This window comes from Lysobacter sp. CC-YZS074, from assembly GCF_056739745.1.
Genome location: NZ_CP200301.1, coordinates 2,492,155 through 2,505,811, shown reverse-complemented (window position 1 = coordinate 2,505,811; position 13,657 = coordinate 2,492,155). Strand labels below are relative to the sequence as shown.

General features: G+C 62.6%; 16 protein-coding genes. 5 read left to right on the top strand and 11 right to left on the bottom strand.

The window, feature by feature from the left end; translation table 11 throughout:
- Positions 1-6 precede the first annotated feature (6 nt).
- On the top strand, positions 7-942 hold the full coding sequence (locus U8331_RS11345; RefSeq protein WP_481131138.1) for an aspartate carbamoyltransferase catalytic subunit: 936 nt from the start codon (positions 7-9) through the stop codon (positions 940-942).
- 16 nt (positions 943-958) lie between these two features.
- On the opposite strand, the gene U8331_RS11340 is transcribed toward U8331_RS11345, so the two are convergent.
- The 5 genes from U8331_RS11340 to U8331_RS11320 all read right to left on the bottom strand — a co-directional run bounded on the left by U8331_RS11340 (position 959) and on the right by U8331_RS11320 (position 4,616).
- On the bottom strand, positions 959-1,819 hold the full coding sequence (locus tag U8331_RS11340; protein ID WP_481131137.1) for a DNA ligase: 861 nt from the start codon (positions 1,817-1,819) through the stop codon (positions 959-961).
- A gap of 121 nt (positions 1,820-1,940) precedes the next feature.
- Positions 1,941-2,243 carry a hypothetical protein gene (locus U8331_RS11335; RefSeq protein ID WP_481131136.1) on the bottom strand — a complete coding sequence of 101 codons (303 nt, stop codon included), beginning with the start codon at positions 2,241-2,243 and terminating at the stop codon, positions 1,941-1,943.
- Positions 2,244-2,275: 32 nt separating this feature from the next.
- Positions 2,276-2,686, bottom strand: a complete 411-nt coding sequence (locus U8331_RS11330) for a DUF6157 family protein (RefSeq protein WP_481131135.1) — start codon at positions 2,684-2,686, stop codon at positions 2,276-2,278.
- A gap of 812 nt (positions 2,687-3,498) precedes the next feature.
- Positions 3,499-3,912, bottom strand: a complete 414-nt coding sequence (locus U8331_RS11325) for a nuclear transport factor 2 family protein (protein ID WP_481131134.1) — start codon at positions 3,910-3,912, stop codon at positions 3,499-3,501.
- Positions 3,913-4,034: 122 nt separating this feature from the next.
- On the bottom strand, positions 4,035-4,616 hold the full coding sequence (locus U8331_RS11320; protein ID WP_481131133.1) for a dihydrofolate reductase family protein: 582 nt from the start codon (positions 4,614-4,616) through the stop codon (positions 4,035-4,037).
- Positions 4,617-4,987: 371 nt separating this feature from the next.
- On the opposite strand from U8331_RS11320, the gene U8331_RS11315 reads away from it, so the two are divergent.
- Positions 4,988-5,911, top strand: a complete 924-nt coding sequence (locus U8331_RS11315) for an IS110 family RNA-guided transposase (RefSeq protein WP_481131132.1) — start codon at positions 4,988-4,990, stop codon at positions 5,909-5,911.
- A 137-nt stretch (positions 5,912-6,048) separates the two neighbouring features.
- Here U8331_RS11315 and U8331_RS11310 read toward each other — a convergent pair whose 3' ends face one another.
- Both U8331_RS11310 and U8331_RS11305 read right to left on the bottom strand, forming a co-directional pair.
- A complete protein-coding gene (locus U8331_RS11310; RefSeq protein WP_481131131.1) occupies positions 6,049-6,741 on the bottom strand; it encodes an HIRAN domain-containing protein in 693 nt (230 codons plus the stop codon).
- A gap of 45 nt (positions 6,742-6,786) precedes the next feature.
- Positions 6,787-7,437 (bottom strand): DUF998 domain-containing protein, encoded by a 651-nt coding sequence (locus tag U8331_RS11305; protein ID WP_225218060.1) that lies wholly within the window; start codon positions 7,435-7,437, stop codon positions 6,787-6,789.
- 246 nt (positions 7,438-7,683) lie between these two features.
- Here U8331_RS11305 and U8331_RS11300 point away from each other — a divergent pair, with 246 nt between their 5' ends.
- Positions 7,684-8,607, top strand: coding sequence for an IS110 family RNA-guided transposase (locus U8331_RS11300; protein WP_481131130.1), 924 nt, complete (start codon positions 7,684-7,686; stop codon positions 8,605-8,607).
- Positions 8,608-8,738: 131 nt separating this feature from the next.
- Here the strand turns inward: U8331_RS11300 and U8331_RS11295 are convergent, their stop codons facing one another.
- Entirely contained in the window at positions 8,739-9,119 is a 381-nt protein-coding gene (locus U8331_RS11295) for a hypothetical protein (protein WP_481131129.1), read from the bottom strand.
- A gap of 65 nt (positions 9,120-9,184) precedes the next feature.
- Positions 9,185-10,225 carry a YaaC family protein gene (locus tag U8331_RS11290; RefSeq protein ID WP_481131128.1) on the bottom strand — a complete coding sequence of 347 codons (1,041 nt, stop codon included), beginning with the start codon at positions 10,223-10,225 and terminating at the stop codon, positions 9,185-9,187.
- 226 nt (positions 10,226-10,451) lie between these two features.
- On the opposite strand from U8331_RS11290, the gene U8331_RS11285 reads away from it, so the two are divergent.
- Positions 10,452-11,375, top strand: coding sequence for an IS110 family RNA-guided transposase (locus U8331_RS11285; RefSeq protein ID WP_481131127.1), 924 nt, complete (start codon positions 10,452-10,454; stop codon positions 11,373-11,375).
- 120 nt (positions 11,376-11,495) lie between these two features.
- On the opposite strand, the gene U8331_RS11280 is transcribed toward U8331_RS11285, so the two are convergent.
- On the bottom strand, positions 11,496-11,666 hold the full coding sequence (locus U8331_RS11280) for a hypothetical protein (protein WP_481131126.1): 171 nt from the start codon (positions 11,664-11,666) through the stop codon (positions 11,496-11,498).
- A 236-nt stretch (positions 11,667-11,902) separates the two neighbouring features.
- On the opposite strand from U8331_RS11280, the gene U8331_RS11275 reads away from it, so the two are divergent.
- On the top strand, positions 11,903-12,826 hold the full coding sequence (locus tag U8331_RS11275; protein WP_481131125.1) for an IS110 family RNA-guided transposase: 924 nt from the start codon (positions 11,903-11,905) through the stop codon (positions 12,824-12,826).
- 390 nt (positions 12,827-13,216) lie between these two features.
- On the opposite strand, the gene U8331_RS11270 is transcribed toward U8331_RS11275, so the two are convergent.
- A complete protein-coding gene (locus U8331_RS11270) occupies positions 13,217-13,585 on the bottom strand; it encodes an MBOAT family O-acyltransferase (protein WP_481132964.1) in 369 nt (122 codons plus the stop codon).
- Between the last annotated feature and the right edge of the window lie 72 nt (positions 13,586-13,657).

The following is a 13,657-nucleotide window of genomic DNA, read 5'->3' as shown; positions in this document are numbered from 1 at the left end:
CCCCGCATGACCGACTCCGCTGCTGCCCGCCCGCTGCAACACCTGCTCACCCTCGAGAACCTGCCGCGAGCCTCGCTCGTCGCCCTGCTGGAGCGCGCCGAGCGCTATGCCGATGGCCGCGACCACCGCGAAGCGCTGGCCGGCATCGCCATCTGCACCCTGTTCTTCGAACCCTCGACCCGGACCCGCCTGAGCTTCCAGCTGGCCGCGCAGCGGCTCGGCGCCGACGTGCTCAACTTCGACGTGTCCACCTCCTCCACCAGCAAGGGCGAGACCGCGCGCGATACCCTGAAGACCATCGAGGCGATGGGCGTGCGTGGCTTCGTCATCCGCCACCGGCAGGACGGCGCGGTGGCCGCCCTGGCCGAGGCCGCCGAGGCGGGCACCGCGCTGGTCAACGCCGGCGATGGCCGCAGCGCCCACCCGACCCAGGGCCTGCTCGACATGCTGACCCTGCGCCAGGCCAAGGGCGCCGACTTCAGTGCGCTCAAGGTGTTGATCGTCGGGGACGTGAAGCACTCGCGCGTCGCCCGCTCCGACTTGCACGCCCTGCGGACCCTCGGTGCCGGCGAGATCCGCGTCTGCGGCCCCCAGGCGTTGCTGCCGGAAGACGCGACCCTCGACGGCTGCACCGTCGGCAACGACCTCGACGCGGCGCTCGAAGGGGTCGACGCCATCATGATGCTGCGGCTGCAACGCGAACGCATGGAGGAGGGGCTGGTCGCGTCGCTGGACGACTACCATCGCCGCTACGGCCTCGACGCCACCCGGCTGCGGCGTGCCGCACCCGATGCGGTGGTGATGCACCCCGGGCCGATCAACCGCGGCATCGAAATCACCGACGAGGTGGCGGACGGCCCGCAGTCGCTGGTGCTGCGCCAGGTGCGCAACGGCGTGGCGGCGCGCATGGCGGTGCTCGAAACGCTGTTGGGCACCCGCTGAGCAGCCAGCCGGACAGTCATTCCGGATCGGGCGGCGGCAGCTCGTGCCGCACCCGCAGGAACCGCGCGAACCGCGGCACCCCGTTCGACGTCAGGCCGTTGTAGCGGTAGGTCACCCAGGCGCCCAGCGGTGGCGGATCGGCCCGTTCGGCATCGGTGAAGCCGCTGCCCAGCCGGAACCGCAAGCCGTCCGCACGTTCCACCACCAGCGCGCCGAGCATGCCCTCGTACTTTCCGGTGCCGGCGGTGTGGCCGACCACCCGCGCCTCCGCGTCGTCGTAGGGCTTGTACTTGAGCAGTGACTCGCTGCGCCCGACGCCATAGAAGGCATCGCGATGGTGCAGCATCAGCCCCTCGCCGCCGCCGGCCACCACCGCCTCCAGCCGCGCGTCGAGCGATGCGGCGTCCCCGCCGCGTGACTGCGTCACCGGTCGCAGCCAAGGCACGTCGGACGCATCGAGCAGCGACCGCATCGCCCCGACCCGTGCCTCGAACCGTCCCCCGTGCCGCGGCAGGTCGAACACCATGAACGCCGCCTCGCGCCATAGCGGGTCGTCCGGCGCCGCGGTGCGTACCAGCACGCTGGCCTCGTCGAACCGGCCGCGGCCCAGCCACAGCTCTCCGTCCATGGGTACCGGCGGCCAATGCTCGGTGAACCACGCCGGCGCATCGATCCGATGCCCGCCGCGCGTCCACAATCCGCGCCCGTCCCAGCGGCCGCGCACGCCGTCGAGCTTCTCGCTCACCCAGTACTCGCTGACATCCAGCCCCGCTTCGTAGGTCGTGGCGAGCATCAGTTGCGGTGGCGCCGGCTCCCGCGCCGGCAGTGCGGGGCATCCCAGGCAGAAAAGCAGCAGCAAACATGCGCGAAGCGTCATCGTCTCGTCCTTGAGTCTGGAGGTGCAGCACCGTGGCTGCGCGCGGCCTTCCTGGCGGCGCGGAAACTAGGCTAGCAGAACGCCCCGCCGGGTTCGGCTGCGCTCGGCTCACCCGCCCGCATCACAGCGAGCCCGCACCGAGGGCGGCCAGGCACGCAAGCCCGGCAAGAAACGAAAGGATGCGCCGCGGTGTCCTTGCGGCCTGGTTCGTGGCGAGCACATATCCGGACACAAGTACGAGCACCAGCAGAAGGGCCAACGCCGCCACCAGTGTCCATGAGGCGATGTTCCAGACGAGCGGGTCCGTCGGGAACGTGAGGAGGACTCCGACGGCGGCAGCGGAGATGGCAATTGCGACTACGATCAGGGAGCTCGTGGACACCGCCCATTCCTGTTTGGGTGATTGCGGCTCATCGCCGCTCATGTGAGGCCCACTGCCAGAAGATGCATCTCCAATCACTTCTTGTTCCGCATGGCGCGAGTGTGTGCGATGGATGGCTCGCTGACCAGCTTCTGATACTCGGGTGTGCCGACCGATACCAATGCCACATGTCCTGCTTCGTTGAAATGCAGGCCCCAGCCATATGTCTTCGCGAGCGGCGAGGTGCGCATGCACGCCATGGCTCTTTCAAAGAACGTTCTGCGCAGGTGCGCACCGTTTGATTGCAAATGTTGGGACGACAGGCCCTTACGCATCGCGTGGACGTGAAACTGCACATCCTCCTGGGTATGCGAGTAGGGCCGTTTCGAAACGAACTCGAACTCAAGTTCCGCAACGGTCGGATTGCCCAGGCGCGACTTTGGCGTTGTGCCTTCTGTGGCCCTGCAATCTTCGGCGACCTCAATGAAGGTATTGATGTAGTTCACAGGAATGTCCGTCTAAAGCACCTAACGCCAGAGTTAACGAATTGTTAGGCGCGCGCGCCCGACCGTTGGGGACACATTGTAAAGGCCATGGATCCGCTCCCAGTCCGCTTGCTCGTCGAGGATGGAGTGGAAATTCTTTCATAGCGATAGCCCAAGGCTGCATGTCCAGCTCTACATGCCAAGCAGTCTTTCCTTGCTTTCCGTGCAGGTGATAGCTTCCACTCCAGTACCCTATTTTCTTCTTGGCTTTCCTAAGGTTCGCGGTGGCCCAGCCAAGCTCAACCTTTGTGGCATGAACGATCCTGTTGCAGCTCTCACGAACAGTAAGGTTGAAGGAGCCGCTATGTACGGCGCCAATCTCGAACCCATCTCTAGCTTCAGAGTCGGCGTTAGCCATGTCTATTTCGGTGCTGCTAGCGGCGCACTCAGTAGCCTAGGAACTGATTAGCTCTTGCAGCTGATACGAGTAGTCGCTCCGCTCGCCCTCACCATGCCGGCCGACGGTGCGCTCTATGTCTCTTTCCTCGCAGTAAGCACGCCTGCCAAGGACGACTTTCTGGATCAGGAACAGCCGCTCTTCGATTCCCTTGAAGTCGATGCTATGGGTCATAGCGCACCTAACGCCCGAATTTAGCGGCGCGCGTGGCGCGTCCGCTGGAATGAGTAGTTAGGCGACGGTGCCCACACGTTGCACACGCCGTTGAACGAAGCGGTGCCGCCCACGCCGTAAATGTAGCAAACGCGACGCGCCTGGCGCTGGCCGTGGGAGTGGAGGCAGGCGGTCGGCTGGAGTGCCGTGTCAGGACATCAACTCATTCCCCTTTTACGTAACCCATCGCCTCGACAATGCGCCCGCCACGGACCCGCATCAAATTGATGCCACGGATCGAGCTGGCGTCATCCGTGCCCCAGCAGTAACGCCACCTGACGACCGCCCGTTCGTCGATGACGAATACCTCTTCGCGCACGAACCGGGCGCTCGTCGAACCGGCGATGCCTTGCCAATTCGCCAGGCACGCAGCCTTTCCGACGAGGCGGGCACCGTTGGGGGCGGGGTTGGTATTCTCGATGACGCAATTATCGGCCACGAGATCTTCCATGGCTTGTGGATCGTGACGCTCGAACGCCTCGTGAAATTTGCGGATGACGTCCCTTGTCTCGCTCGCGGCGTTATCCGCGGGCCCCAGGATCGTGATCTGATCCGGGGCGAGAGATGGATGCTTCATGATCTTCTCCTTAGAACGGGAATGGCGATACCTGCCCCTGAATCCAGCCGCCATGCGAAACGGGCCCGGCCCGAGTTGCCAGACATCGTCCCGCACCATTGGCTCATGTTGAACCTGCCCGGTTATCCGGCCTTCAACGGCCCGACGACCTTGTAAGTACTGAGGATGACGCCGGAAGGCAGTGCTTTCGTGCCGAGGAGCTCGAACGAGCATGCCGGTGTTCCTTCCGCAAAGAGGCGCTTCCCCGTGCCCAGCAGAACCGGATAGACGATCAGCAGGGCCTCGTCCGCAAGCCCGTGTTCGAGCACCGGCGACGTGAGCGTGGAGCTGCCCCAAAGGATCAGGTCCGGGCCGTCCTGCAGCTTGATGCGGCGGACACTTTCGACAGGGTCCGGTCCCAGACTCTCGAACGGACCCCAGGCAAGGCTCTCCGGACGATGGGTGACGACATATTTTGTTGCCGCATTGAGGCCGTCGGCCATCGGGCTGGCCGGTGCCTTTGGCCAATAGTCCGACCAGATATCGTAGGTGCGGCGACCCAGCAGCAGATCGAAGCGCTCGCCCAGCGCGGACGTGAGCATGTCCAGGCCGGCGGGAGTTCGATAGGGCGTGGTCCAGTTGCTGTAAGGAAACCCGCCCTCATCGGCGGAGTGCTGGATCACGCCGTCCAGCGAGATGTGTTCGATGATTCTGAGCTTTCTCATATGGCCCTCCGGGTTCACGGTTCTGCGGCGCCGACGTAAGTAAAGACGCGGCTTGCTGCCATACGACGAACAATGGTCGTGGCTTTCGACAGTTCGAGGTGCTGGCCAGCCCGGATAGCCGGGAGCAGGGGGCGGACGGCCTGTGCGACGCCTAACGCCTTATGTCTTCCTTTTCCCCTAGCCTGAGCGTCGAGAGCCCGGGGTGCGCGCCCGATAACGCCTCGGTGTCAGCACCACCGTAGCTCAGCAGGGGCCGCACGCCGGATCTCGCGCCCTGCCGCCCGAACAGTTGATCGAGGTCTCCCTCGAACCGATAAGCGTGGGCCTCGGGCGCGATGCTCTCGACGGACCAACTCTAGCGGAGCTCGGTCATGACGGCAGCGGGAATCGACGTGGGCAAGTCCAGCCTGGACTTGGCCGTAGAAGGGCAGGCGGGCGTCGTTCGGTTCGCCAACAATCGCGCAGGGATCGTCAAGCTGGTCAAGCATCTGCGGATGCTTGGTACGCAGCGGATCGTCGTGGAGGCCACCGGCGGCTATGAGGAGCCGCTGCTTGAAGCCTGCTGCGATGCCGGCCTGTGGATCGCCCGGGTCAATCCGCGGCAGGCACGGGACTTTGCGCGCGCCACCGGTGAGCTGGCCAAGACCGATGCCATCGATGCGGGGTTGTTGGCGCTCATGGCCCGGATATTCGACGGCCGGCTGCGCCCGCACGTCGCGCCGCTCCCATGGCAGCGCGAACTGCGGGACTGGCTGCGTCGACGCAGCCAGGTGATGGTGGCGCTGCAGGCGCGAAAACAGCAAGCCGCGATGGCGCCGCCGGCGGTCCGCAAGCTCTCGGCCCACACCATCGCGGCCCTGCGCCGTGAGCTGGTGGCGATAGAGCGCACCATGAAAACGCTCATCGCGCAGCACGCTACACCCGCGTTGAGCTCGGGCAAGGGGCTGGGGCCGGTGTTCCAGGCGACCGTGCTGGCGCAGTTGCCTGAGCTGGGACACCTTGATCGCCGGCAGATCGCCAAGCTTATCGGCGTGGCACCGATGAACCGCGACAGCGGACAAGGGCACGGTAAGCGCCGCATCCGCGGCGGGCGCGCACCGGTCCGCGTCGCGCTGTACATGGCCACACTCTCGGCCGTGCGCTGGGATCCGCTGATGAAAGCCCACTACCAGCAGCTGCGAGCACGCGGGAAGCTGGGGAAAGTGGCGCTCGTCGCCTGCATGCGAAAGCTGCTGGGAATTGTCAATGCGCGGCGTCGGGACGAGCTTCGCGCCGAGGGCTTGGCACTGGCTTGAGCGGTACGTTTCAAGACAGTTGCTGAGTTAAGCCGAACCGCGTAGTGGAGGCAAAGGCATGGCAAGCTTTTCCTGCCATGCCTTTGCCGTAACGAAGCGGTTTCGGCTTGAACGAATTGTTAGGCGGCACTTGCGCACTACTTGAGCTTTGATTGCAGGCGCTCGGCCCGCTTATCCAATGATTCCACCACGGACTTGCTTGGCTGAACTGGGTCGAACGTTGTCCGCCAATCTTGAATCAGAGAAAGCGCGTCTGCATAAGCTTTCCGGCACTCAAGCAAAAGACTCAAGCGATCTACAGGGGCGTGCAGCCGGCGGTGTGCTGATGCGTATGGATTCGTCGTTGTGAAAGAACGAATTTCTGCAATGGCTTGAGTCAAAGCTGGAATTGCGGCGTCAGTGTCTCCGTCCTGCTCAAGTTTAAGCGCAGCAGCTACCTGCTCATCTACTTTTTTGGCGCAATCTTCAAGTTGCGCGCGTCTGCCCCAATCAGGGTCGCCCTTGGTAATGCGGAGAACGACACCAACAGATTTTTTACCAAGAAGCCGCTTGAGCCAGCTTGTACCGCCGCGCACCGCATGAACTGCGGCCTCGATGGGCTCGCCCTTGAGCAATGCATCTGCATCCCGAGCATCCGAAGGAAGCCAGCCTATTTGCTCCCCAGATTGCGTAAGGACTTTGACTGCCCATCTGTCGTGTTGATTTGTCGGGTCAGCTTTGAGTTGAACCGGCTCGTTGGCTCGCATGCGACGAATGATGTCTTGGCGCGATGCACCGTCATCGTTGTTGTGGCTCTCGCCGCGCACGCTAACAAGAAAGGTTCGGCTCATGGTTCGGTTCCCAAGATTGCTCGGTTGTGCCGCCTAACACTTGAGTTAAGCCGCGCCGCGAAGCGGCGTCGGCTTGGACGAATTGTTAGGCGGCACCGAGGAGCTGTTGGCCCGCCACAGCGCCCAGCCCACCAGCGCAACCCACAGGAAGAAGCACAAGAAGGTGATGCGCTGACCGATGCTGGCCATGCCAGCGAAGCGCAGAAACCCAGTAGCGATTGACGCGATTACGAGGGCGAGCGACGGCGTTGCTGCCCAATGCCATGAGTTGACCTTCCGGAACAGTGAAGGCAGCCAGAAGCCTGCTACTAAGAACGCGATGTAGCAGCCAAAGCTGCCTACCGAGTGCAGGAGCGTCGTAGTGGATTTGAAGTCCGTCATGTTGGCGGGAAACGCGCCGGACAGTGCCATCAGGAGGCCTGCGGCCACCAATGCCATTGCTGGAGCAGTGGCCGGAAGCCCGCGGCCTACGAACTCGCGCCGGAGCCCGATGCCCAAGAGTGCTATAGCGAGGCCGGGCAGGATGTAACCGAGAACGTTCCAAGCCCAGAGGTTGGGTGCATCCAAGCTGCCCAGCTCACTAATAGCCTGGTCGGTGTGTACGTAGTCCGGCCGCATAGCCGACATTACTAAATAGACGGTCAAGAACCATGCCGGAGTGGCTATTGCGACAAGGCCAATCTTCTTTTGAGACATCATGTGTGGTGCGGTCCCTGTGCCGCCTAACGCCTTATGTCTTTCGTTTCCCCTAGCCTAAGCGTCGAGAGCCCGGCGTGCGCGCCCGATAACGCCTCGGTGTCAGCACCACCGTAATTCAGCAGGGGCCGCACGCCGGATCTCGGCGCCCTGCGCCCGAACAGTTGATCGAGGGTTCCCTCGAACTGATAAGCGTGGGCCTCGGGCGCGATGCTCTCGACTAACCGACTGTAACGGAGAACGGGCATGCGGGTAGCGGGTATCGACGTGGGCAAGGCCAATCTGGACCTGGCCATCGATGGGCAGTCGGGCGGGGCGCGGTTTCCCAACAACCATGCCGGGATCTGCAAGCTGATCAAACGCTTGCGGGCAGAGGGCGTGGAGCGGATCGTGGTGGAGGCCACGGGTGGTTATGAAGAGCCGCTGCTGGACGCGTGTTGCGATGCCGGGCTCTGGATTGCCCGCGTCAATCCGCGCCAGGCCCGGGACTTTGCCCGGGCGACCGGCGAGCTGGCCAAGACCGACGCCATCGATGCTCGCCTGCTGGCGCTCATGGCCGGCATGTTCGGCGATCGCCTGCGGCGTCACGTCGCGCCACTCCCGTGGCAGCGCGAGCTTCGTGATTGGCTCAGACGGCGCGGCCAGGTGGTCGTTCTGCTGCAGGCGCAGAAGCAACAGGCGGCGATGGCCCCGCCTTCAGTACGCAAGCTGGTTGACCGCACCATCGCGGCCCTGCGCCGTGAACTGGTGGCGATAGAGCGCACCATGAGAGCGCTCATCGCGCAGCACGCTACACCCGCGTTGAGCTCGGGCAAGGGGCTGGGGCCGGTGTTCCAGGCGACCGTGCTGGCGCAGTTGCCTGAGCTGGGACACCTTGATCGCCGGCAGATCGCCAAGCTTATCGGCGTGGCACCGATGAACCGCGACAGCGGACAAGGGCACGGTAAGCGCCGCATCCGCGGCGGGCGCGCACCGGTTCGCGTCGCGCTGTACATGGCCACACTCTCGGCCGTGCGCTGGGATCCGCTGATGAAAGCCCACTACCAGCAGCTGCGAGCACGAGGGAAGCTGGGGAAAGTGGCGCTCGTCGCCTGCATGCGAAAGCTGCTGGGAATTGTCAATGCGCGGCGTCGGGACGAGCTTCGCGCCGAGGGCTTGGCACTGGCTTGAGCGGTACGTTTCAAGACAGTTGCTGAGTTAAGCCGACTTGCGTAGTGGAGCCAAAGCCATGGCAAGCTTTTCCTGCCATGGCTTTGGTGTAACGAAGCAAGTTCGGCTTGAACGAATTGTTAGGCGGCAACTCACTTGACGTCCCATGCGATCAGGATGATTGCGGTGACGATGCTGCCCAAGATGGTGAAAATCATTGCTGATGTGTGATTGACGAGCCATTGCCGGAAGGCACTTGGTTCTTTGCCAGGCGGTGAAGCGAGCCAAGAGACGCCTTTGATGGTGAGGCCGCCATCAATTGCTACCGAGACAATGCTGTTGTAGGTCTCACGACGCTTACTGACCATGAAATGCGCTTGCTCGATGAGCCCTTGATCTAGTGCGGTCTTGAGGTGGCGGGCAGTCGGTTGAAAATGAGCAACTGCCTCTGGTGATGGCAGGGCTGGCGCAAAGTTGCGGTCGCCAGCCTGAACTCGCAGAAGGATATCTTTCAATTCGCCGTGATCTGCCATTGCCGCCTAACACCCGAATTAAGCCGTGCCGCGAAGCGGCATCGGCTTGAATGACTTGTTAGGGCTCATTTTCGCGAGGCCCTCCCCGGTTGCATGAACTCGCGCCCGGTCATCTCTGCGGAGATCTCGTCAATGAATTGAAGCGGGGCGGAGTCAATGAACTCAGAAAGCAGCCAGTTGTGTTGCGCCTCGAAATGCTTGGCTAGCCGGTCTGGTGTATAGCGGGATAGTTCACTCAGCTTATGCATCGCGGCGAACGTCAGCGTTAGCGATGATCGAGAGATGGCGCAAGGGATGTTGCCGCCGCGTTTGAGGTACCAAAGCCGCTGGGGGCCACAAATGTAGAAGAGGTGCTTTCGCAGACTCTGGTGGTACGTTCTGTACCGCCCCATGCTGGAAGTCAGGCGTCGTGGCTGCCAGGTGAATCGTGCTTTGCGTCGGATAATGACTTTCTTTTGGTCAGGGCCACCAATCTCGCGCTCGAACTCATTTGGCAGCTTGGCAAGCGTGTTCCCGTCTGCGTACTTTCCTGTCAGTTCTGCAATGAACCACGCCTCATGCGTGCGATCTGAACGCACTATGGTGGGCGAGCTGATCGGGATATAAAGCTCTTTAGAGCTCTTATAGGTCAGGTCGTAAGCCCGATGGATGAAGGGAAGGTTGTAGAGAACGTCGGATAATGGATAGTTCGTGGGTCCTGACGGCTCTCCGAGATGCGTACAGAGTGCTGCAAGGATGCCCCCACTCTTAAACTTGACGATCTCTTTAGAAAGAGAGGTCTTTCCGGGGAGAGTCTGGCCCGAAACTCCATGCTGATCCCCGAATGCTGCGCCCTTTGCGAGAAGCAGGGCCTTAGTCGCGTTCAGAAAGCAATAGTATGCGGGTAATGGCGAAGCAGTCTTTGGAAGCAGTTTTGTTGCTTCATAAAAGCTATGTGCTTGTTGCCAGTAAAATCTTGCCTTGTCCTTCTTTGACCTTCTGAGCCACAAATCCACGTAGTCCCACGTATCCGTGACGAGGACGGTCTTTTCTTCGAAATGGGGATGAGTTACCGCTTTATGAATCGTCAGCGGCTTTCCCTTGTAGCTAACGTCGACGAATCCCATGTGAGCCCTAACGCCTTATGTCTTTCGTTTCCCCTAGCCTAAGCGTCGAGAGCCCGGCGTGCGCGCCCGATAACGCCTCGGTGTCAGCACCACCGTAATTCAGCAGGGGCCGCACGCCGGATCTCGCGCCCTGCGCCCGAACAGTTGATCGAGGGTTCCCTCGAACTGATAAGCGTGGGCCTCGGGCGCGATGCTCTCGACTAACCGACTGTAACGGAGAACGGGCATGCGGGTAGCGGGTATCGACGTGGGCAAGGCCAATCTGGACCTGGCCATCGATGGGCAGTCGGGCGGGGCGCGGTTTCCCAACAACCATGCCGGGATCTGCAAGCTGATCAAACGCTTGCGGGCAGAGGGCGTGGAGCGGATCGTGGTGGAGGCCACGGGTGGTTATGAAGAGCCGCTGCTGGACGCGTGTTGCGATGCCGGGCTCTGGATTGCCCGCGTCAATCCGCGCCAGGCCCGGGACTTTGCCCGGGCGACCGGCGAGCTGGCCAAGACCGACGCCATCGATGCTCGCCTGCTGGCGCTCATGGCCGGCATGTTCGGCGATCGCCTGCGGCGTCACGTCGCGCCACTCCCGTGGCAGCGCGAGCTTCGTGATTGGCTCAGACGGCGCGGCCAGGTGGTCGTTCTGCTGCAGGCGCAGAAGCAACAGGCGGCGATGGCCCCGCCTTCAGTACGCAAGCTGGTTGACCGCACCATCGCGGCCCTGCGCCGTGAACTGGTGGCGATAGAGCGCACCATGAGAGCGCTCATCGCGCAGCACGCTACACCCGCGTTGAGCTCGGGCAAGGGGCTGGGGCCGGTGTTCCAGGCGACCGTGCTGGCGCAGTTGCCTGAGCTGGGACACCTTGATCGCCGGCAGATCGCCAAGCTTATCGGCGTGGCACCGATGAACCGCGACAGCGGACAAGGGCACGGTAAGCGCCGCATCCGCGGCGGGCGCGCACCGGTTCGCGTCGCGCTGTACATGGCCACACCCTCGGCCGTGCGCTGGGATCCGCTGATGAAAGCCCACTACCAGCAGCTGCGAGCACGAGGGAAGCTGGGGAAAGTGGCGCTCGTCGCCTGCATGCGAAAGCTGCTGGGAATTGTCAATGCGCGGCGTCGGGACGAGCTTCGCGCCGAGGGCTTGGCACTGGCTTGAGCGGTACGTTTCAAGACAGTTGCTGAATTAAGCTGAGCCGCGAAGCGGCTTCGGCTTGAATGAATTGTTAGGCACCACTCTAGCGCAACCTGGGTGGGTGCTGCTGTGCTGATACTAGTGCTAGCGGGAACGCCACCAATGGCTTACCGCCGTGGCACTTGCAAGCATGATAAATACAGCGCCGCCGAGCATGAGGCCCTTGGCAAGGCCATAGCCAAACCAGAAGATGGCGAACGCCGCGAGCGCAATGAAGGCATTCGCCTTGAGGCCGTTTCTTAGCTGGATATCCATAGTGGTTGGGGTGGGGCCTAACACCTTATGTCTTTCGTTTCCCCTAGCCTAAGCGTCGAGAGCCCGGCGTGCGCGCCCGATAACGCCTCGGTGTCAGCACCACCGTAATTCAGCAGGGGCCGCACGCCGGATCTCGCGCCCTGCGCCCGAACAGTTGATCGAGGGTTCCCTCGAACTGATAAGCGTGGGCCTCGGGCGCGATGCTCTCGACCAACCGACTGTAACGGAGAACGGGCATGCGGGCAGCGGGTATCGACGTGGGCAAGGCCAATCTGGACCTGGCCATCGATGGGCAGTCGGGCGGGGCGCGATTTCCCAACAACCGTGCCGGAATCTGCAAGCTGATCAAACGCTTGCGGGCAGAGGGCGTGGAGCGGATCGTGGTGGAGGCCACGGGTGGTTATGAAGAGCCGCTGCTGGACGCGTGTTGCGATGCCGGGCTCTGGATTGCCCGCGTCAATCCGCGCCAGGCCCGGGACTTTGCCCGGGCGACCGGCGAGCTGGCCCAGACCGACGCCATCGATGCTCGCCTGCTGGCGCTCATGGCCGGCATGTTCGGCGATCGCCTGCGGCGTCACGTCGCGCCACTCCCGTGGCAGCGCGAGCTTCGTGATTGGCTCAGACGGCGCGGCCAGGTGGTCGTTCTGCTGCAGGCGCAGAAGCAACAGGCGGCGATGGCCCCGCCTTCAGTACGCAAGCTGGTTGACCGCACCATCGCGGCCCTGCGCCGTGAGCTGGTGGCGATAGAGCGCACCATGAGAGCGCTCATCGCGCAGCACGCTACACCCGCGTTGAGCTCGGGCAAGGGGCTGGGGCCGGTGTTCCAGGCGACCGTGCTGGCGCAGTTGCCTGAGCTGGGACACCTTGATCGCCGGCAGATCGCCAAGCTTATCGGCGTGGCACCGATGAACCGCGACAGCGGACAAGGGCACGGTAAGCGCCGCATCCGCGGCGGGCGCGCACCGGTTCGCGTCGCGCTGTACATGGCCACACTCTCGGCCGTGCGCTGGGATCCGCTGATGAAAGCCCACTACCAGCAGCTGCGAGCACGCGGGAAGCTGGGGAAAGTGGCGCTCGTCGCCTGCATGCGAAAGCTGCTGGGAATTGTCAATGCGCGGCGTCGGGACGAGCTTCGCGCCGAGGGCTTGGCACTGGCTTGAGCGGTACGTTTCAAGACAGTTGCTGAATTAAGCCGACCCGCGAAGCGGGTTCGGCTTGAATGAACTGTTAGGCCTCACTGCGATTAGAGGCATGCACAAGCTGCGCTGCTTCCAAGAAGAGCTCACGGGCAATGCCTTGCGCCTCAGCCAAGCTGTGAACAGACCGTCCATAGGTTTGATGAACATGGGACGCAATTCCTTGGGGCAGCCTCTTAGTGAGAGGCCAATTGTCACAGATGTACCTAGCTATGGCTTGTTTGTCAGGTGAGAGCAAATGGGCATGCTCTCTAAGCAATTCGATTGACCGATCTGCTGGCATGTGAGGCCTAACACCTGAGTTAAGCCGCGCCGCGAAGCGGCGTCGGCTTGAACGAATAGTTAGACCGCAGCCTATTGGAGTTGATGCTTAACTGCTAGAACTGTGGCCAGACACAGAGCCACGTAGCCAACATTTGCTGAGGCCCTCGCCCACCAAGAACGGCCCGTGAAGCTGATTGAGAATTCCCTGCCAAGGACTACGCATATCCCCATGAGCGTGAACCATGGAATGAACAAGAACGCGGCTCCCCCACGAGCCGCCATTGTCACAAGGTCATGGATCGCGCCACTCACAGTGAAGGTGAGCACCAGCGCCAGCCCCTTCGGCAGCACGCGACGTAAAGGACTGTAGACATAGCGCCCGAGCCCGTAGCCAAAGACAGGATTCCAGTGCTGCCAGAACCCTGCAAAGGTGGGCGACCCCAAAGACCTTTGCAGCATGTTGCGGAGACTCCCGCGCGCACCAGGTGGCAGACCATTTCGATGAACGATGTACTGCGACATAGACAACAC